18 protein-coding genes are annotated in these 18,835 nt (G+C 61.6%); all 18 read right to left on the bottom strand.

Translation table 11 applies throughout. The features are described 5' to 3' along the window. Positions 1 to 73: 73 nt before the first annotated feature. The 18 genes from EAG14_RS06175 to frr all read right to left on the bottom strand — a co-directional run bounded on the left by EAG14_RS06175 (position 74) and on the right by frr (position 18,797). Complete coding sequence (locus EAG14_RS06175; RefSeq protein ID WP_121730333.1) at positions 74 to 538, bottom strand: DUF4149 domain-containing protein; 465 nt, start codon at positions 536 to 538, stop codon at positions 74 to 76. 16 nt (positions 539 to 554) lie between these two features. Beyond that, entirely contained in the window at positions 555 to 1,031 is a 477-nt protein-coding gene (greA, locus tag EAG14_RS06170; RefSeq protein ID WP_099656192.1) for a transcription elongation factor GreA, read from the bottom strand. 219 nt (positions 1,032 to 1,250) lie between these two features. Continuing rightward, the gene (gene carB / locus EAG14_RS06165) at positions 1,251 to 4,517 is read right to left on the bottom strand and encodes a carbamoyl-phosphate synthase large subunit (RefSeq protein WP_121728370.1); all 3,267 of its coding nucleotides are present in this window, start codon (positions 4,515 to 4,517) and stop codon (positions 1,251 to 1,253) included. 10 nt (positions 4,518 to 4,527) lie between these two features. Then, a complete protein-coding gene (locus EAG14_RS06160; RefSeq protein WP_099656194.1) occupies positions 4,528 to 4,941 on the bottom strand; it encodes a hypothetical protein in 414 nt (137 codons plus the stop codon). Between the two features lie 28 nt (positions 4,942 to 4,969). Continuing rightward, the gene (gene carA, locus EAG14_RS06155; protein WP_099656195.1) at positions 4,970 to 6,142 is read right to left on the bottom strand and encodes a glutamine-hydrolyzing carbamoyl-phosphate synthase small subunit; all 1,173 of its coding nucleotides are present in this window, start codon (positions 6,140 to 6,142) and stop codon (positions 4,970 to 4,972) included. Positions 6,143 to 6,352: 210 nt separating this feature from the next. After that, positions 6,353 to 7,132: an RNA methyltransferase gene (locus EAG14_RS06150; RefSeq protein ID WP_121728369.1), complete on the bottom strand. Its 780-nt coding sequence runs from the start codon at positions 7,130 to 7,132 to the stop codon at positions 6,353 to 6,355. Next, positions 7,129 to 7,791: a ribonuclease HII gene (gene rnhB / locus EAG14_RS06145; protein ID WP_121728368.1), complete on the bottom strand. Its 663-nt coding sequence runs from the start codon at positions 7,789 to 7,791 to the stop codon at positions 7,129 to 7,131. The genes EAG14_RS06150 and rnhB overlap by 4 nt, the downstream gene beginning before the upstream one ends. Continuing rightward, positions 7,763 to 8,920 (bottom strand): lipid-A-disaccharide synthase, encoded by a 1,158-nt coding sequence (gene lpxB, locus EAG14_RS06140; protein WP_121730332.1) that lies wholly within the window; start codon positions 8,918 to 8,920, stop codon positions 7,763 to 7,765. The genes rnhB and lpxB overlap by 29 nt, the downstream gene beginning before the upstream one ends. A gap of 10 nt (positions 8,921 to 8,930) precedes the next feature. Further along, the gene (gene lpxA, locus EAG14_RS06135; protein ID WP_099656198.1) at positions 8,931 to 9,719 is read right to left on the bottom strand and encodes an acyl-ACP--UDP-N-acetylglucosamine O-acyltransferase; all 789 of its coding nucleotides are present in this window, start codon (positions 9,717 to 9,719) and stop codon (positions 8,931 to 8,933) included. Positions 9,720 to 9,730: 11 nt separating this feature from the next. After that, positions 9,731 to 10,171 (bottom strand): 3-hydroxyacyl-ACP dehydratase FabZ, encoded by a 441-nt coding sequence (gene fabZ, locus EAG14_RS06130; RefSeq protein WP_099656199.1) that lies wholly within the window; start codon positions 10,169 to 10,171, stop codon positions 9,731 to 9,733. 16 nt (positions 10,172 to 10,187) lie between these two features. After that, positions 10,188 to 11,168, bottom strand: a complete 981-nt coding sequence (lpxD, locus tag EAG14_RS06125; RefSeq protein ID WP_121730331.1) for a UDP-3-O-(3-hydroxymyristoyl)glucosamine N-acyltransferase — start codon at positions 11,166 to 11,168, stop codon at positions 10,188 to 10,190. A gap of 24 nt (positions 11,169 to 11,192) precedes the next feature. Further along, entirely contained in the window at positions 11,193 to 11,705 is a 513-nt protein-coding gene (locus EAG14_RS06120; RefSeq protein ID WP_099656200.1) for an OmpH family outer membrane protein, read from the bottom strand. After that, positions 11,705 to 14,002 carry an outer membrane protein assembly factor BamA gene (gene bamA, locus EAG14_RS06115; RefSeq protein WP_099656201.1) on the bottom strand — a complete coding sequence of 766 codons (2,298 nt, stop codon included), beginning with the start codon at positions 14,000 to 14,002 and terminating at the stop codon, positions 11,705 to 11,707. Before bamA ends, EAG14_RS06120 begins: the two co-directional genes overlap by 1 nt. A gap of 23 nt (positions 14,003 to 14,025) precedes the next feature. Continuing rightward, entirely contained in the window at positions 14,026 to 15,408 is a 1,383-nt protein-coding gene (rseP, locus tag EAG14_RS06110; RefSeq protein ID WP_121728367.1) for an RIP metalloprotease RseP, read from the bottom strand. A 25-nt stretch (positions 15,409 to 15,433) separates the two neighbouring features. Beyond that, positions 15,434 to 16,612 carry a 1-deoxy-D-xylulose-5-phosphate reductoisomerase gene (ispC, locus tag EAG14_RS06105; protein WP_121728366.1) on the bottom strand — a complete coding sequence of 393 codons (1,179 nt, stop codon included), beginning with the start codon at positions 16,610 to 16,612 and terminating at the stop codon, positions 15,434 to 15,436. Next, positions 16,609 to 17,463, bottom strand: coding sequence for a phosphatidate cytidylyltransferase (locus tag EAG14_RS06100; RefSeq protein ID WP_121728365.1), 855 nt, complete (start codon positions 17,461 to 17,463; stop codon positions 16,609 to 16,611). Before EAG14_RS06100 ends, ispC begins: the two co-directional genes overlap by 4 nt. Positions 17,464 to 17,472: 9 nt before the next feature. Continuing rightward, entirely contained in the window at positions 17,473 to 18,204 is a 732-nt protein-coding gene (gene uppS, locus EAG14_RS06095; protein ID WP_121728364.1) for a polyprenyl diphosphate synthase, read from the bottom strand. Positions 18,205 to 18,236: 32 nt separating this feature from the next. Further along, positions 18,237 to 18,797 carry a ribosome recycling factor gene (gene frr / locus EAG14_RS06090; RefSeq protein WP_099656205.1) on the bottom strand — a complete coding sequence of 187 codons (561 nt, stop codon included), beginning with the start codon at positions 18,795 to 18,797 and terminating at the stop codon, positions 18,237 to 18,239. Positions 18,798 to 18,835 lie beyond the last annotated feature (38 nt).

Genomic DNA, 18,835 nt, shown 5'->3' with positions numbered 1-18,835 from the left:
GCGGGTTTTTTTATGGCCGTGGACTGCGCAACACCGCTGTCAATGCGGAGCAGCCAAAACAGCGCAAACGCACTCAGGCGCCCCGCGCAGGCCCGTCCACACCATCGGCTTCTGACGGCACCAAGGCCTGAGACTTCGGCAGCATGTGCAGCAAAACCACCAAGGCACACACCCACTGAAGCGCAAACATCACCGACCCCACGCTGTGCCACAGGCGCAAGTCCTGCCGCGCCACAATGCGTGGCGCCACACCGTACTGGGACAGCAGCGCCAGCAACATGCCGCCCACTATAAAAATCATAGCTGCTTGCGCCCATGGATATTGCGCTACAGACCCTTTTGGCCTGGAAACCAAAAGCAGCAGCAAGGTACAGCCGACAGACACCCAGGTCTGTGCAGCAAACAACTGGGCAGCCATGCCCCCTGCCATGGCAGGCGATGGAAGGTGGGCAAACAGCAAAGGCACCACCAACAAGCCAACGGTGGATAGGCTGCCCCACCACAAGGCAGCAGCCAGTAGGGGAATACGCCCGGGCATGGTGGTCAATCCCTGGTCACAGGTAGCTGACAGCCACCACCTCATAGCGACGGATACCGCCTGGGGCTTGCACTTCAGCGGTGTCGCCCTCTTCCTTGCCAATCAACGCACGGGCGATAGGGCTGGAGATGTTGATCAGCCCCTTCTTCAGATCGGCCTCGTCCTCCCCCACGATTTGGTACTTCACCAAATCGCCAGACTCTTCGTCTTCCAGTTCCACCGTGGCGCCAAACACCACTTTGCCGCCACCGTCGACGGCGCTAGGGTCAATCACCTGGGCCACGGAGAGCTTGCCTTCAATCTCCTGAATGCGTCCTTCGATAAAACCCTGGCGGTCTTTCGCTGCGTCGTAGTCAGCGTTTTCGCTCAGGTCACCCTGGGCACGGGCTTCCGCAATCGCAGTGATCACGGAGGGGCGCTCCACGGTCTTGAGTCGATGCAGCTCTTCCTTGAGTATTTCAGCGCCGCGCTTGGTAATTGGAATGGTGGCCATTCGTGTCACTCTCCATAAATCAGGACAACTGCAGCGCCACAGGGCTGCAGCCATTGGGTCGGTATGAGGTCGGTCGGCGCTACTGCGCAGACACCACGTATTCACGACCCTACAAAAGGAAACCGCCGCACGTTGCCGCGCGGCGGTGTCTGGTCAGGGGCCGATTATGCCGCTTTTGCGATGGCTCAGGCCACCCTCAAACAACGCGATCGGGGCGCCTCAAGCTGCCAATTGGGCGTGGAGTTCCTGCACCGAATACACATCGAGCTTGTCGAGGTATTTCATGCCTTCCACAGCCGCCTCGGCACCAAAGATGGTGGTGAAGGTGGTCACGCGGGCCAGCAGCGAGCTGGTGCGGATCGCACGCGAATCGGCGATCGCATTGCGGCGCTCTTCTACGGTATTGATGACCATGACGATCTCGTTGTTCTTGATCGCATCCACGATGTGCGGGCGACCTTCGGTCACCTTGTTCACCACGCCCACAGGCACGCCAGCTTCGGCAATCGCAGCGGCGGTGCCCTTGGTCGCCACCAACTCAAAGCCCAACGCCACCAGTTGGCGGGCGATGTCCACAGCACGCGGCTTGTCGGCATTTTTCACGGTGAGGAACACTTTGCCCGAGGTAGGCAGTTTGGTGCCCGCGCCGAGCTGGCTCTTCACGAAGGCTTCGCCGAAGGTCTTGCCCACGCCCATGACTTCGCCGGTGGACTTCATCTCGGGGCCGAGGATGGTATCCACGCCGGGGAACTTCACGAAGGGGAACACGGCCTCCTTCACGCTGAAGTACGGCGGGGTCACTTCCTTGGTGATGCCTTGCGAGGCCAGAGTCTGGCCCGCCATGCAGCGTGCCGCCACCTTGGCCAGCTGGATGCCGGTGGCCTTGCTCACGAAGGGCACCGTGCGCGAGGCGCGCGGGTTCACTTCGAGCACGTAGATCACGTCCTTGCCGTCGACTTCCTGGATGGCAAACTGCACGTTCATCAGACCGACCACGCTCAGGCCTTCGGCCATGGCGGCGGTCTGGCGCTTGATCTCGTCGATGGTCGGCTGCGACAGGTAGTACGGAGGCAACGAGCAGGCAGAGTCGCCGCTGTGCACGCCGGCCTGCTCGATGTGCTCCATCACGCCACCGATGAAGGTGACGCCTGCGGAGTCACGCACGCAGTCCACATCGCACTCGATGGCGTTGGACAGGAAGCGGTCCAGCAGCACGGGCGAGTCGTTGCTCACCTTGACGGCTTCGCGCATGTAGCGCTCCAGGTCACGTTGCTCATGCACGATTTCCATCGCACGGCCGCCCAGCACGTAGCTGGGGCGCACCACCAGGGGATAGCCCAGGGCAGCGGCCTTTTCCAGGGCTTCAGGTTCGGTACGGGCCGTGGCATTGGGCGGCTGGCGCAGACCCAGGTCACCCAGCAGCTTCTGGAAGCGCTCGCGGTCTTCGGCCGCATCGATCATGTCGGGCGTGGTGCCGATGATTGGCACGCCTTCGGCCTCGAGGCCCAGGGCGAGCTTCAGGGGCGTCTGGCCGCCGTACTGCACGATCACGCCGACCGGCTTTTCCTTGTCCACGATCTCCAGCACATCTTCGAGCGTCACGGGCTCGAAGTACAGGCGGTCGGAGGTGTCGTAGTCGGTGGAGACGGTCTCGGGGTTGCAGTTGACCATGATGGTTTCATAGCCGTCTTCGCGCATCGCCAGCGCGGCGTGCACGCAGCAGTAGTCGAACTCGATGCCCTGGCCAATGCGGTTGGGACCGCCGCCCAGCACCATGATCTTCTTGTTGTTCGTAGGCTCCGACTCACACTCGGCGACTCCACCGTGAGGTGCGACTTCGTAGGTGGAGTACAGGTACGCGGTGTTGGTGGCGAACTCGGCCGCACAGGTGTCCACACGCTTGTACACGGGGCGCACCTTAAGCGCACGGCGTGCTTCGCGCACTGCCTTCTCGGTGGTCTTGAGCAGCTTGGCCAAGCGACGGTCCGAGAACCCCTTTTGCTTGAGCGTGAGCAGCGTGCCGGCATCCAGCGCCGCCAGGGCACCGTCACCCTTTTCGGCCACCAGCTTGTCGATGTCCAGCTCGATCTTCACGATCTGCTCGATCTGCACCAGGAACCACTTGTCGATCTTGGTCAGCTCAAACACTTCGTCGACCGACAGGCCCATGGCGAAGGCGTCACCTACATACCAGATGCGCTCAGGGCCGGGCTCGCCCAGTTCCTTTTCGAGCACTTCGCGGTCCTGGGTCTTTTCGTTCATGCCATCCACGCCCACTTCCAGGCCGCGCAGGGCTTTCTGGAAGGATTCCTGGAAGGTGCGGCCCATGGCCATGACTTCGCCCACGGACTTCATCTGCGTGGTCAGGCGGCTGTCGGCCGTGGGGAACTTCTCGAACGCAAAACGTGGGATCTTGGTGACCACGTAGTCGATTGAGGGCTCGAACGAAGCGGGCGTAGCACCGCCCGTGATTTCGTTCTTGAGCTCATCGAGCGTATAGCCCACCGCCAGCTTGGCCGCGACCTTGGCGATCGGGAAGCCCGTGGCCTTGGAGGCCAGCGCCGAGGAGCGCGAGACGCGCGGGTTCATCTCGATCACGACCATGCGGCCGTCCTTGGGGTTGATCGAGAACTGCACGTTGGAGCCACCGGTGTCCACGCCAATTTCGCGAAGCACGGCCAGGGACGCATTGCGCAAGACCTGGTATTCCTTGTCCGTCAGCGTTTGCGCGGGGGCCACGGTGATCGAGTCGCCCGTGTGCACGCCCATGGGGTCCAGGTTCTCGATGGAGCAGATGATGATGCAGTTGTCCGCCTTGTCGCGGACCACTTCCATCTCGTACTCTTTCCACCCAAGCAGCGACTCTTCGATCAGCAGTTCGTTGGTGGGCGAGGCTTCCAGGCCGCGCTTGCAGATGGTCTCGAATTCTTCGGGGTTGTAGGCGATGCCGCCGCCCGTGCCGCCCAGCGTGAAGCTGGGGCGGATCACCGTAGGGAAGCCCACGCTCTTTTGCACGGCCCAGGCTTCGTCCATGCTGTGGGCGATGCCCGAGCGCGCGGAACCCAGACCGATCTTGGTCATGGCGTCCTTGAACTTCAAGCGGTCTTCGGCCTTGTCGATGGCCTCGGGCGTGGCGCCGATGAGCTCGACCTTGTACTTGTCGAGCACGCCGTTGTGCCACAGGTCCAGCGCGCAGTTCAGCGCGGTCTGGCCACCCATGGTGGGCAGGATGGCGTCGGGGCGTTCCTTGGCGATGATCTTCTCGACCGTCTGCCAGGTGATGGGCTCGATGTAGGTGACGTCGGCCGTGGCCGGGTCGGTCATGATCGTCGCGGGGTTGCTGTTGATCAGGATGACCTTGTAGCCCTCTTCGCGCAGGGCCTTGCAGGCCTGTACGCCGGAGTAGTCGAATTCACAGGCCTGGCCGATGATGATCGGGCCGGCGCCAATGATGAGGATGCTTTTTATGTCGGTACGTTTTGGCATGGTGCGTCGATCAGTCGATCGTAGGTTCGGCTGCCTGGGGGCTGGAGGATGGGGCGGCGGCAATCGCGTCGCGCCGCAGGGTCAGCTTGTCGAGAAGGGCCTGCACACGCTCTGGGGGCAGGTTCTTTTGCATCAGCTGCAAAAGGCCATCGCCTTGAATCAGCGGGCGCAGCACTTCGGCTTCGGCCTCATAAAACGTCACATCCCAGTCCTGCATTGCCTCGGCAAACGTGGCGTCATCCCAGGTTTTGCCCTTGGCCACCAGGGTCACCAACGGCATGGCCTTGTTTTCAATGAACGCCTTTTTGTAAGGCTTTTGCTGCCAACGCTCGGTAAACCACTCTTTGTGGGGCGAAGGCAAGGTTAGCACACGCTTGTGGATCGCTTTTTCCAGCGAGGCTGCGGGGAAACTGAACAATTTCATGGGGCAAGACCTTCTCGAAACGAGCTTCTTACGCTGCTTTCGCTGCCTGCATGGCGCGGGTGAAGCGGTCAAACAGGTAGGCGATGTCGTGCGGACCGGGAGAAGCCTCAGGGTGGCCCTGGAAGCAGAACGCGGGCTTGTCAGTGCGCTCCAGACCCTGCAGCGTGCCATCGAACAGGCTGATGTGGGTGGGGCGCAGCGTGGCGGGCAACGACTCCATGTCCACCGCAAAGCCATGGTTCTGGCTGGTGATGCTCACGCGGCCAGTGTCCAGGTCTTTCACGGGGTGGTTGGCACCATGGTGGCTGTTGACCATTTTGAAGGTCTTGGCACCCGAGGCCAGGGCCATGATCTGGTGGCCCAGGCAGATACCGAACGTGGGCACACCACTGTCCATCAAGGTGCGCGCAGCGGCAATGGCGTAGTCGCAAGGGGCTGGGTCACCCGGGCCGTTGGACAGGAACACGCCATCGGGGTTGAGGGCCAGCACGTCGGCTGCGGGCGTCTTGGCGGGCACCACGGTGACCTTGCAACCGCGCTCGGCCAGCATGCGCAAGATGTTTTTCTTGACGCCAAAGTCGTAAGCCACCACATGGAACTGGGGGGCAGTGAGTTCGCCGTAGCCCGAGCCCAGCTTCCACTCGGTCTGGGTCCATTCGTAGCGGGTGGCCGTGGTCACCACCTGGGCCAAGTCCAGGCCCGCCATGTTGGGGGCGGCCTTGGCTTTGGCCACCGCCTCATCAATCAATGCCTGCGTCACCGACTGGCCTGCCGCCAGACCGACGATCGCGCCGTTTTGCGCGCCCTTGCTGCGCAGCAGGCGGGTGAGCTTGCGGGTATCGATGTTGGCAATGGCGACCGTGTTTTCACGGACCAGGTACTGCGAGAGCGTTTCGGACTCGCGGAAGTTGCTGGACAGCAAAGGCAAGTCTTTGATGATGAGACCTGCGGCGTGGATCTTGTCGGCTTCGACGTCCTCGGCATTGACACCGTAGTTGCCGATGTGCGGATACGTGAGCGTCACGATCTGCTGGCAGTAGCTGGGGTCTGTGAGGATTTCCTGGTAGCCGGTGATAGCGGTGTTGAAAACCACTTCGCCGACGGTGGTGCCGGTGGCACCAATCGAATTGCCGATAAAGACCGTGCCGTCTGCGAGCGCCAGGATGGCGGGCGGGAAGGTTCCCTGGATAGACAAAAGCACTGGGTTCTCCGGATGGTTACGGTCGCCCGGCGCCTGCAGGCCACTCGCAAGGCGAGTGCCAGTGGCTGCTCTCAGATGGGTTATTGCTTTGGGTGCGGTCGGGCGACGCTGTTGCGAGAAAAGCCCCTGATTATACCCGCATCGGGCAAAAACCACGATGCAAAATGATGCACCGCAACATGGTTCGCAGAGAAAGGGTTAAGCGCTCGCTTACGCGGAGCGCATGGCGCCGCTGGCATGCAGGCAAATGGCGGCGGCGGCGCCCACGTTCAAAGATTCCTCGCCCCCCGGCTGGGCGATGCGGATGCGCAAGGCGGCCCGGGCTTCGAGCGACGCAGCAACGCCCTGCCCTTCGTGCCCCATGACCCAGGCGCAAGGCCAGGGCAAGGCTGCCTGGTGCAGGTAGCTGCCGCCATGCGAGCTGGTCACCACCAGCGGCACCTGCAAGGCATCCAGATCCTGCTCGCTCACGCCTTCGACCAAACTGAGCGCGAAGTGGGCACCCATGCCCGCACGCAGCACCTTGGGCGACCACAGGGCCGCACTGCCCTTGATGGCCAGCACCTGGCGAAAGCCAAAGGCCGAAGCGCTGCGCAAGATGGAACCCACATTGCCCGCGTCCTGCACCCGGTCCAGAACCACCGTGGCAGCGGCGGGGTCCAGGGGCTGTGCCGCAGGCATGTCCCACAAAAACCCCATGCCGGCCGGGGACTCCAGCCCACTGATGTCTTTGAACAAGGCGTCTGGAATCACTATTATTTTGATAGCTGCCAGCGCTTTATCGTATTGCCATTGGGGCCAAAAAGACTCCGAAAACACCGCCATGGAGGGGCGAATGGAGCGGTCCAGCGCTGCGCGGCACAGGTGGTCGCCCTCCAGCCACACGCGGCCTTGTTTGCGGTAGGCCGTGGTGTCTTGCGCCAGGCGGCGCAAGTCCTTGATCAGGGCGTTGTCGCGGGACTGGATGAGGGTGACGGCAGCAGAGGTCATGCGATGGTTTTCTCAGGGGCACCAGCGGCAATCGCCAGCACCTGCGCTACAGGCGCAAACGAGCGGCGGTGGTGGACACAGGCCCCGTGCTCTTTCAAGGCGGCCATGTGCACGGCCGTGCCGTAGCCCTTGTGCCCTGCAAACCCGTACTGGGGGAATTGCCCGTGCACCTCGGCGCACCAGCGGTCGCGGTGCACCTTGGCCAAAATGGACGCTGCGGAAATGGATTGCACCAGCGCATCGCCTTTGACGATGGCCTCTGCAGGGATATCGAGCTGCGGGATGCGGTTGCCGTCCACCAGCACCATCACCGGCTTGAGCCGCAAGCCCATGACGGCACGGCGCATGGCCAGCATCGTGGCCTGCAGGATGTTGAGTTGATCGATCTCCTCCACACTGGCCTGCGCAATGCTGCAGCACAGGGCTTTGGCACGGATTTCATCGAACAGTTTTTCGCGCCGGGCGGCGGTGAGCTTCTTCGAGTCGGCCAGGCCCGCAATGGGGCGCAGGTCGTCCAGGATGACGGCCGCCGCCACCACAGGCCCGGCCAACGGACCGCGCCCGGCCTCATCCACCCCCGCCACCAGCCCGGGCGGGTGCCACGGCAGGCTGGCTTGCTCAGGAAAGGCGTCAGGATGCGAGGACTTTTTGGATCGCATCGGCGGCCAGTTGAGAGGTGTTGCGCTGCAGGCTTTCATGCAGGGCATCAAAGCGCTGCTCCAGCGCGTGGATCTTTTCAGGCTGCTGCTCTTTGGCCTGCAGCCATTGCAGGGTGGCCGCGCACAACGCCTGGGGGGTGGCGGCATCCTGGATCAGCTCCGGCACCACAAACTCGCCGCACAAAATATTGGGCAACCCCACCCAGGGCTGCAATTGCTTGCGGCGCATCAGCCACCAGCTCAGCGGTTGCATGTGGTAGCCGATGACCATGGGGCGCTTGAACAAAGCGGCCTCCAGCGTGGCCGTGCCGCTGGCGATCAAGGTGGCATCGCAGGCGGCCAGCACGGTGTGCGACTGGCCTGTGACAACGCGCACCACCCCTTCGAGCCCGGCGGCACGCACCAGTTGCTCAATGCGCCCCTGCAGCAGCGGCACCGCTGGTACTATGAATTTAGTAGCTGGTCGCGTTTGATGGATAAGCGCTGCAGCCGAAAAGAAGGGCGGCGCAATGTACTGCACCTCGGACGAACGGCTGCCGGGCAGGATCGCCAGGATCTCGTCTTGATCCGCAAACCCCAGCGCGGCACGTGCCGCAGCGCGGTCAGGCACCCGAGGGATGACGCTGGCCAGGGGATGGCCCACGTAGGTGGCAGCAATGCCGTGCTGGGCCAGCAACGCAGGCTCAAACGGAAAAATGCACAGCACATGGTCGGCACTGCGGCGGATTTTCTCCACCCGGTTGGCTCGCCACGCCCAAATGGAGGGGCAGACAAAATGCACGGTCTTGATGCCCGCCGCCCGCAAGTCCGCCTCCAGCCCCAAATTGAAATCGGGGGCATCCACACCGATGAAGACGCCAGGGCGCTCGCGCAGCAGCCGCTCACGCAGTTGCTTGCGGATGCCCAGCAACTCGCGCAGGCGGCGCAGCACTTCCATGCTGTAACCATGCACGGCCAGCTTTTCACTGGGCCACAGGCATTCAAAACCCCGGCGTGCCATGTGCGGGCCGCCAATGCCCTGGGATTGGAGGTCGGGCCATTGGGCCTGCAAGCCATCCAGCAGCAGGCCTGCAAGCAAGTCGCCAGAGGCCTCGCCCGCCACCATTGCGATGCGAGGGGTGGATTCCATCAGCACGCGCTCAACGGGCAATGCCAGCGGCAGAGCTGGCGATGAAGGCGTCCATCAACGCCACATCGTCCTGCGCCTGCGGCATCTGCTGGGGCAACGCCAAGATCGCTTCGCGCGCTTGCTCCAGCGTCAGCCCCTGTCGGTACAGCAGCTTGTGCATTTCACGGATGGCCGCAATGCGCTCATCAGAAAAGCTGCGGCGGCGCAAACCCACCAGGTTCACACCGCGCACGGCCAGCGGGTTGCCATCGACCACCATGAACGGAGGCACATCCTTGCCGATATGGCTGGCAAAGCCCACCATGGTGTGCGCACCGATGCGCATGCGCTGCAGCACCCCGGTCAAGCCACCCACGGTGGCCCAATCACCCACATCCACATGGCCCGCCAAGGTGGTGTTGTTGGCCAGCGTGGTCTGGTTGCCCACCTGGCAATCGTGCGCAATGTGCACGTAAGCCATGATCCAGTTGTCATCCCCCACACGGGTCACGGCACGGTCTTGCACCGTGCCGGTGTTGAAGGTGCAGAACTCGCGGATGGTGTTGCGATGGCCAATAACCAGCTCGGTGGCCTCGCCCGCGTACTTCTTGTCCTGGGGCTGCGCCCCGAGCGAGGCAAACTGGAAAATCCGGTTGTCCTCGCCAATCGTGGTGCGCCCCTCGATCACGCAATGGGCACCCACTACCGTGCGCGCGCCGATCGAGACCTGCGGGCCAATGACCGCATAAGGCCCGATGGTCGCCGTCGGGTCAATACTGGCGGCTGGATCGATGACCGCAGTTGCGTGGATATTGCTCACGATCGGTCAAATCAGCCCACGGCACGCATGGTGCACATCAACTCAGCCTCGCAGGCCACTTCATCGCCCACGCGGGCCACGCCCTTGAACTTCCAGATGCCACCGCGCACGCGGTCAATCTTGATCTCCAGGTGCAGTTGGTCACCAGGCTCCACCGGGCGCTTGAAGCGGGCGCCATCAATGCCAACAAAGTAGTAGATGTTGTTTTCGTCAGGAACCTGGCCCATGGCATCAAAGGCCAGCAGGCCTGCGGCCTGTGCCAGCGCTTCCAGAATCAGCACCCCAGGCATGACAGGGCGGCCTGGGAAATGCCCCATGAAATAGGGCTCGTTGAAAGTCACATTCTTGATGGCCAGAATGCGCTCATTGCGCTCGAGCTCGAGCACGCGGTCCACCAGTAGAAACGGGTAACGGTGGGGCAGTTGCTTGAGAATTGCGTGGATATCCATCATCGAATTGTTCTTCCGTTCATGCTGCTTTGAGGGCTTGCTCCAGCGCCTTGATGCGCTCACGCAAGCTGTGCAGTTGTTTGAGTGTTGCAGCGTTCTTTTCCCACTTCGCATTGTCGTCGATGGGAAACATGCCAGTGTATTGACCTGGGCGCGACAGCGAGCGGGTGACCACCGTGGCTGCAGAGACGTGCACATTGTCTGCCAGTTCCAAGTGGCCCAGCACAATGGCACCGCCACCCACGGTGCAGTGGGCACCAATGGTGGCACTGCCGGCCACCCCTACACACCCCGCCATGGCCGCGTGGCGACCAATGCGCACGTTGTGCCCAATCTGGATCAGGTTGTCGAGCTTCACACCGTCCTCGACCACGGTGTCTTGCAGTGCGCCACGGTCAATGCAGGTGTTGGCGCCAATCTCCACGTCGTCCCCGATCTGCACCGCACCCAGTTGCTCAATCTTGACCCAGGTGCCTTGAGAGGGCGCAAATCCAAAACCATCGGCCCCAATGACGACACCGGGGTGCAGCAGACAACGCGCACCCACACGGCAGTTCTCGCCCAGCGTGATCCGAGAGGTGAGCACCGTGCCCTCCCCCACCACGGCACCGCGCTCGACCACACACAACGGACCGATGGTGGCCGTGGGGTGAATTTGAGCCGTGGGATCCACCACCGCACTGGGGTGAATGCCCACCGGGCGCGCAGGCGCGTGCTGCTGCTTCCACAGCTGCGTGGCCCTGGCAAAGTAGACATAAGGGTTGTCCACCACGATGCAGGCGCCGCGCGCCAAGGCGGCCTCGCGCATGGCAGGCGCCACAATGACACAGGCCGCCTGAGAGGCGGCCAGTTGCTGTTGGTAGCGCGGGTGGCTCAGAAAACTGATGTCACCCGGGCCGGCAACCTCCAGCGGCGCGATCCGGTGGATGGCGGTGTCCCGCCCCCCACCTTCGAGCGAGCCGCCCAGCGCATCCACCATCTGCCCAAGAAGCAAGCTCACGCGCCGACCACCCGTTGCATCCAATTACTTGGCAGCATTCAAAGCCTTGATCACCTTGTCGGTGATGTCGTGCTTGGGGTTGATGTACACGGCCTCTTGCAGGATCACGTCGTACTTTTCGGCCTCAGCCACTTGCTTGACGACCTTGTTGGCGCGCTCCAGAACCTGGGCCAACTCTTCGTTCTTGCGGGCGCTCAGGTCTTCCTGGAACTCGCGGCGCTTGCGCTGAAAGTCACGGTCTTGATCGACCAACTGGCGCTGGCGGGTTGTGCGCTGGCTCTCCGCCATGGTGGGGGCTTCGCGCTCGAATTTGTCGGTGGCGGTCTTGAGCGAACTGCCGATATCGACCAGTTCTTTCTCACGACGGGCAAATTCCTGCTCCAGCTTGGCCTGCGCCGTTTTGGCGGTGTTGGCTTCACGGAAGATGCGATCCGTGTTGACGAAACCTGCCTTGAACTCTTGCGCCTGTGCCGAGACGGCAAAGACGGTTGCGCCCATCAACAGGGCCAAAGATGTCTGACGGAAAAGGGATTTCATTAGAAAGACGTTCCAATCTGGAATTGCAGTTTCTGGATTTTATCGCCAGCGAACTTACGCACTGGCTGCGCAAAGGCTAGGCGCAATGGGCCCAAGGGGGAAATCCAGCTCAAACCGACCCCTGCCGAAGCACGCATGTCGCTGAATGTCACCTTCTGGTCTTCGCCGTACACGTTACCCACGTCCACAAAAGTGAAGACGCGCAAGGTGCGGTCATTGCCCGCGCCTGGGAATGGCGCCACCAACTCGGCATTGAGCGTGACCTTCTTCGGGCCACCCAAGGATGCGCCAGTCACGTCACGTGGACCCAACGTGCCTTGATCAAAGCCACGCACGGAGCCAAGACCACCCGAGTAAAAGTTCTTGAACACAGGGAACGGACGGCCATTGAGCCCCTTGCCATACCCAAACTCACCATTGAAGGCGACCGTGAAGCGCTTGTTCAAAGGGATGTATTGCTGGTACTGGTAGTTGCCTCGTACATAACGGGCGTCACCGGCCACTGACCACTCGGAATTGAGTCGCTGGTAGCGGCCCGAGTTGGGTGCCAAGGCACTGTCACGGTCATCGCGCGACCAGCCGATCGTCAAAGGAATCGAGTTGCTGGTGGCGCCATAGGTGTTGGCGTAGGCCAAGTACGTGGCGGGGATGTTGGTCCCTGCCTTGATCTGGGTCTGCTCCAGCCCACCACCGAAGAACACGGTATCGATCTCGCTGAATGGCACACCAAAGCGCATGGAGGCACCCGTGGTGACCAATTCGTAGTTACCGCCCTGGTCCTCGTAAGGCTTGTCGGTGCGGTAATACACGTCCACAGTGCGGGAGATACCGTCTTGCGTGAAATAGGGGTTGGTGGTGCTGAACACCAGCGTACGGCGGTACTTGCTGGTGTTGACGTCAATACCCAGGTAGTTGCCCGAACCAAAGAAGTTCTCTTGCTTGATGCCGAACGACAGCGCCACTTTTTCAGCGCTGGAGAAGCCAGCGCCCAGTTGCAGCGAGCCTGTGGGCTTCTCAGCCACGTTCACCACCAGGTCCACCTGGTCAGGAGAGCCGGGCACATCTTGCGTCTCCACATTCACTTCGGTGAAGAAGCCCAGGCGGTCCACGCGGTCGCGCGACAGGCGAATGCGCTCCCCGTCGTACCATGCGGCCTCGTACTGGCGGAACTCGCGGCGAATCACTTCGTCGCGGGTGCGGTTGTTGCCACTCACATTGATCTTGCGCACGTAGGCACGGCGCGATGGCTCAGCCTGCAACACCAGCGTGACGCGGTTGTTTTCGCGGTCGATTTCAGGCACCGCCTCAACGCGCGAGAAAGCAAAACCAAAACGGCCAAAGTATTCAGAGAACGCTTTGGTGGTTTCCGTCACCTGGTCTGCGTTGTAGGGCTCACCCGCACGGATGCTCACCAGCGATTTGAACTCGTCTTCACGGTCCAGGTAGTTGCCTTCCAGCTTCACTCCTGCCACCACAAAGCGCTCGCCCTCAGTCACATTCACGGTGATGGTGATGTCCTGCTTGTCTGGCGAAATCGCCACCTGGGTGGAGTCCACCCGAAACTCAAGGTAACCACGCTGCAGGTAGTAGGAGCGCAGGGTTTCCAGATCGGCGTTGAGCTTGGTGCGCGAATAGCGATCGGACTTGGTGTACCAGCTCAGCCAGCCGCCAGTGTCCTGGTCAAACAAGCCTTTCAGCGTGGATTCGCTGAATGCCTTGCTGCCATTGATGCGCACTTCCTTGATGCGGGCGGGCTCGCCTTCCACCACGGTGAACGTCAGGTTCACCCGGTTGCGCTCAATGGGGGTCACCGTCGTCACCACCTCGGCGCCATACAGGCTGCGGTTGATGTACTGGCGCTTGAGTTCCTGCTCCGCACGGTCTGCCAGCGCCTTGTCAAACGGGCGCCCTTCCGTCAGGCCCACGTCGCGCATGGCTTTCTTGAGAACCTCTTTGTCGAATTCGCGCGTCCCCGCAAAGTCGACATCGGCAATCGTGGGGCGCTCTTCCACCACGACCACCAGCACATTGCCATTGGCTTCCAGACGCACATCCTTGAACAAACCCAAAGCGAACAGCGCGCGAATGGCGGCCGCCCCCTTGTCGTCGTTGTAATCGTCGCCCACGCGCAGCGGCATGGAGGCAAAGATCGTCCCAGGCTCCACGCGCTGCAGACCTTCCACACGGATATCCTGGACCTTGAAAGGCTCCAGGGCCCACGCCGCGTTGGCGACGAATACCATGGCAGCAACGGCAGATGCAGTACGCACGCCAAGGCGAGTAATGTGTTTTTTCATGAATGAAACTGAAGCCGATATGGCTAGGCAAATACGGCCAGAAGTTTGGCGAGGTATCGGGAGATATCGTTAAAGAGAGCGATAGACATCATCACGGCAAGGACTGCAACGCCGCCACGCTGAAGGTATTCCGTCCAGGTGTCGGAGACACTTTTGCCTGTGACTCCCTCCCAAAGATAATACATCAGGTGCCCGCCATCGAGCACTGGCAGAGGTAACAGGTTCAACACCCCCAGGCTCACGCTGATGAGAGCCAGGTAGGCCAAGTACTGCATCAACCCCATTTCAGCCGAGCGGCCTGCGTAGTCAGCAATCGTCAATGGGCCGCTCAGGTTCTTGAGCGATGCCTCTCCCACCAGCATGCGCCCCATCATGCGCAAAGTCAGGGCAGACACCTCCCAGGTACGGTCAGCGCCTTTAAACAAGCCTTCCAGGGGGCCATACTGCACCTCCACCATTTCAGGGTTGCCACCGACGTAGGCATTGATGCGCCCCACCGCACCCGTGGGCTCCTGGACCACATCAGGCATCACCTCCAGCGCCACCAATTGCCCACCGCGCTCAACCTGCCACGACTGCATGACATCTTGATCGCCGCGCACCGACGTGCGAATCAATTCACGCAACTGCATGCCATCCACCACTGCAGTCTGCCCAATCTTGCGCACCAGATCCCCCTGGCGAAGGCCCGCACGCTCGGCAGCACCGCCAGCCATCACCTCGCCAATGGCTGGGCGCGTCCAGGGTGCAAACACCCCAATCTTCCGAAACAGTTGGGCATCGGCATCACGCACGTTCAGGGTGGAGAGGTCCAAAGTCACCTCGCGCAGTGATGCGCCGGGTGCAGGCTCCAGCTCCAGGCGCACACGCTGGCCATCCAGGGCGCCCTGGGTCAAAACCCAGCGCAGCTCTTCAAAAGAGCGCATAGGGGCCAGCTCCTCATCGCCCGCCGCAGCGCGGCGCACCAACTCGCCGCCCGCCAAGCCTGCACTCTGGGCGATAGAGCCCGCGACGGGGCTGGACAAAACGGCCTTGGGCTCCTGCACGCCCCCCCAATTGACCAACGAATACAGCAAAACCGCTAACAACAAATTGGCCAAGGGACCTGCCGCCACGATTGCGGCACGCGACCGCAAGGGCTGGGTATTGAAAGCCAGGTGGCGCTCATGGGGCTCTACCGGGGCTTCGCGCTCGTCCAGCATGCGAACATAGCCTCCCAGAGGAAACAGACCCAAAACAAACTCAGTGCCTGAGCCTTTGGCACGCCACATCAGCAGGGGTTTGCCAAAACCCACGGAGAACCGCAGCACCTTGACTCCGCAAGCCACTGCGACACGGTAATGCCCGTATTCATGCACAGCAATGAGCAGACCCAGCGCGACGAAAAAAGCAACCACGGTCAGCATACGAAGCTCCAGAAGAAACGGCCGATCAAAGCGCCATGGAGGCGGCAATGCGCCGGGCTGCATCGCGGGCCTGTGCATCCAGCCCCAGCAGCGACTCCAGCGAATCCGGCTTGGAGGGCGGCACGGCCTCTAAAGTTGCAAGGTTGACCGCGTGAATATGGTCAAAACGCAAACGCTCAGCCAAAAAGGCCTCCACCGCCACTTCATTGGCGGCATTGAGCACCGCCGTGGTGCCCTCTGGCGCATTCAATGCTTGCCAGGACAGATGCAGCCCCGGAAACCGGTGGGCATCGGCTTGCTCGAAGGTCAACGCCGTCAGCGCAGCGAAATCCAATCGGCCGGCCCCGCTCTCGATGCGCTCAGGCCAGGCCAGGCCACAGGCAATCGGCACACGCATGTCCGGCGTACCCAGTTGGGCAAGGATGGAAGCGTCGTTGAACTGAACCATGGAGTGGATGATTTGCTGAGGATGGATCACCACCTTGATCTGCTCGGGTGCCAAGCCAAACAGCCAACGGGCTTCGATCACCTCGAGCGCCTTGTTCATCATCGTGGCAGAGTCCACCGAAATTTTGCGCCCCATGGAGAAGTTGGGGTGCGCACAGGCTTGCTGCGGTGTGATTTGCGCCAGCGTGTCAGGCGCACGCGTGCGAAACGGGCCGCCCGAAGCTGTCAACAAAATATGGTCAACGCGCTCGGCCCAGCAGGCCGGGTCTTCTGGCAGGCACTGAAAAATGGCGGAGTGCTCACTGTCGATCGGCAGCAGCGTCGCGCCCCCATCGCGCACCGCCTGCATAAACAAGCCGCCGCCCACCACCAGGGCCTCTTTGTTGGCCAGCAGCAATCGCTTGCCTGCACGGGCGGCAGCCAGGCAGGGCGCCAGCCCAGCCGCTCCCACAATGGCCGCCATCACCGCATCTACCGACTCATGCGACGCTATGATTTCAAGAGCATCTTGCGCTTTTAGTACGGACGTTGGAAGCCCATTTTGCTTGATTTTTTCTGACAACAACTGGGCATGCGGCCCACTGGCCATCACCGCAAACTGGGGGCGAAAGCGGGCGCACTGCTCCAGCATCAGATCGACCTGGGTTGCCGCGCTCAGCGCAAACACTTCATACCGCTCAGGGTGGCGAGACACCACATCCAGCGTGCTTTTGCCAATGGAGCCCGTGGAGCCCAATACCGTGATTCTTTGCTTCATACAGAAATAAGTCGGGTGAGCATCAACGCCAGCGGCAAGGTAGGCAGCAGGGCATCCACCCGGTCCAGCACCCCACCATGGCCTGGCAGCAGGCCACTGCTGTCTTTCACACCAGCGCTGCGCTTGATCAGCGATTCCACCAAGTCACCCGCCACGCTCATGGCCACCATGAACACCACGGCAATCGCCAAAAACCACCACCCCGCACCATAAAGCCGCGTGTAGAAGCTGGCGACATCTGCTTGCCAATAACGATCCGCTACGACCCAGACGATGGCCAGACACAAGACACCTGCCAGCCCCCCCCACACACCCTCCCAGCTTTTGCCCGGGCTGATGGAGGGCGCAAGCTTGCCCCGGGTAAAACGCAGGCCAAATGCCCGCCCCGCAAAGTAGGCAAAAATATCAGCCGCCCACACCAGCGTGAGCACGGACAAAAGAAAATTGATACCCAAACTACGCGCCTGCACCACGGCCAGCCACGCCAGCCACAGCGCCAGCACGCCCAGCACGATGCGCACAGGCGCAGGTACCTGAGGCCAGCCCGGCACCCCGGCGCGCAACAGCCACGCGGCGCAGACCACCCACAGCCCACCGCCCACCATCCAAAGCGTGGACAAGGGCTGCACCACCCAACCTGCCCACCATGCGGCCGCACACAAAGCGGAGCACACCACCGAAAGGCCGATGGACACAGCATGGCTGCAACCATTCAAACGCCCCCACTCCCACGCAGCGGCGGCCATGAACACCAGCACTACCAGAGCAAAGGGCGCGATGGAGGGGTAAAACAGGGCTGGCAGCAAAATGGCCAGCAAGACCAGGGCAGTGATAACGCGCTGTAGAAGCATGGTGCCTTTTCAGCCCGGCATCGGATCAGGATGCACGGACACTATTTGTTCAGACGTTTTGCCAAAGCGGCGTTCACGCGCCTGGAAGGCATTCAATGCCTCGTCCAAGGCCGACTCATCAAAGTCAGGCCACAAGCGATCACTGAAGTACAACTCGGAATAGGCCGCCTGCCAGAGGAGGAAATTGCTGATACGCATCTCCCCTCCAGTGCGAATGATCAAGTCTGGATCTGGCACATGGGACATTCCCATGGCAGCGTGCAAACTCGCTTCGGTGATGGCCTCGCCACGGGCTGCCAGTGAGGCCGCCGCCTGTGCGATGTCCCAACGGCCGCCATAGTTGAAACACACATTGAGGATCAGGCGCGTATTGTCGGCCGTGGCTGCTTCGGCCTGGGCCAAGCCGTCGCGCACCCTGGGCGACAGGCCTTCACGGCTGCCTACGAAGTAAAGCCGTACCCCATCTTTTTTGAGCTGCGGCACCTCGCGACCCAGGGCCATGGCCAGCAACTCCATGAGGCCAGAGACCTCATCCGCAGGGCGATTCCAGTTTTCGGAGGAAAAGGCGAAGACGGTTAGCACCGCAACGCCCTGCTGCACACAGGCTTGCACACAGCGGCGCAGCGAATCAACACCCTGCTTATGCCCGGCCAAACGCGGCATGAAGCGGCGCTTGGCCCAGCGGCCGTTGCCATCCATCACGATGGCGATGTGGTGGGGCACCACCGGCGAATCAGACATGCAAACGATCAGTCAGCTCCATTGACGGGAGCTTAGACCGCCATGATTTCTTGTTCTTTGGCAGAGACCAGCGCATCGATCTCAGCGATGTGCTTGTCGGTGAATTTCTGCACGTCGGTTTCTGCACGCTTTTGGTCGTCTTCCGAAGCGAGCTTGTCCTTGACCAGTTTCTTCACGGATTCATTGGCATCGCGACGCAGGTTGCGCACGGCGATTTTGGCGCTCTCGCCCTCATTGCGGGCCAGCTTGGTCATTTCTTTGCGACGCTCTTCGCTCATGGGCGGCATCGGCACGCGAATCAAATCCCCCATCGACGCTGGATTCAGGCCCAAATCGCTCTCGCGGATGGCTTTTTCGATTTTGGCGCCCATGCCCTTTTCCCAGGGCTGCACGCTGATGGTGCGCGAATCCAGCAGGGTCACGTTGGCCACCTGGCTCAGGGGCACCATGGAGCCGTAGTACTCCACCTGGATGCTATCGAGCAACGCAGGATTGGCACGGCCCGTGCGGATCTTCTGGAGGTTGTTCTTGAACGCTGCGATGGACTGGTCCATCTTGGTTTCAGCGGTTTTTTTGATATCGGCAATCGTCATGTTGTTTCCTCAGGGCGAAGCTGCTGCGGGGCACTCGG

The organism is Acidovorax sp. 1608163 (assembly GCF_003669015.1).
Taxonomy (GTDB): domain Bacteria; phylum Pseudomonadota; class Gammaproteobacteria; order Burkholderiales; family Burkholderiaceae_C; genus Acidovorax.
This window is presented reverse-complemented; position numbering and strand designations above follow the sequence as displayed.

What these genes read in the sequence shown, in the direction of transcription:
- EAG14_RS06120 (WP_099656200.1), bottom strand. Translation starts at nt 11,705, where the DNA reads ATGAAATCCCTTTTCCGTCAGACATCTTTGGCCCTGTTGATGGGCGCA.
- greA (WP_099656192.1), bottom strand. Translation starts at nt 1,031, where the DNA reads ATGGCCACCATTCCAATTACCAAGCGCGGCGCTGAAATACTCAAGGAA.
- uppS (WP_121728364.1), bottom strand. Translation starts at nt 18,204, where the DNA reads ATGTCTGATTCGCCGGTGGTGCCCCACCACATCGCCATCGTGATGGAT.
- rnhB (WP_121728368.1), bottom strand. Translation starts at nt 7,791, where the DNA reads ATGCGATCCAAAAAGTCCTCGCATCCTGACGCCTTTCCTGAGCAAGCC.
- lpxB (WP_121730332.1), bottom strand. Translation starts at nt 8,920, where the DNA reads ATGGAATCCACCCCTCGCATCGCAATGGTGGCGGGCGAGGCCTCTGGC.
- frr (WP_099656205.1), bottom strand. Translation starts at nt 18,797, where the DNA reads ATGACGATTGCCGATATCAAAAAAACCGCTGAAACCAAGATGGACCAG.
- EAG14_RS06150 (WP_121728369.1), bottom strand. Translation starts at nt 7,132, where the DNA reads ATGACCTCTGCTGCCGTCACCCTCATCCAGTCCCGCGACAACGCCCTG.
- rseP (WP_121728367.1), bottom strand. Translation starts at nt 15,408, where the DNA reads ATGCTGACCGTGGTTGCTTTTTTCGTCGCGCTGGGTCTGCTCATTGCT.
- ispC (WP_121728366.1), bottom strand. Translation starts at nt 16,612, where the DNA reads ATGAAGCAAAGAATCACGGTATTGGGCTCCACGGGCTCCATTGGCAAA.
- EAG14_RS06100 (WP_121728365.1), bottom strand. Translation starts at nt 17,463, where the DNA reads ATGCTTCTACAGCGCGTTATCACTGCCCTGGTCTTGCTGGCCATTTTG.
- EAG14_RS06175 (WP_121730333.1), bottom strand. Translation starts at nt 538, where the DNA reads ATGCCCGGGCGTATTCCCCTACTGGCTGCTGCCTTGTGGTGGGGCAGC.
- carB (WP_121728370.1), bottom strand. Translation starts at nt 4,517, where the DNA reads ATGCCAAAACGTACCGACATAAAAAGCATCCTCATCATTGGCGCCGGC.
- fabZ (WP_099656199.1), bottom strand. Translation starts at nt 10,171, where the DNA reads ATGATGGATATCCACGCAATTCTCAAGCAACTGCCCCACCGTTACCCG.
- bamA (WP_099656201.1), bottom strand. Translation starts at nt 14,002, where the DNA reads ATGAAAAAACACATTACTCGCCTTGGCGTGCGTACTGCATCTGCCGTT.
- EAG14_RS06160 (WP_099656194.1), bottom strand. Translation starts at nt 4,941, where the DNA reads ATGAAATTGTTCAGTTTCCCCGCAGCCTCGCTGGAAAAAGCGATCCAC.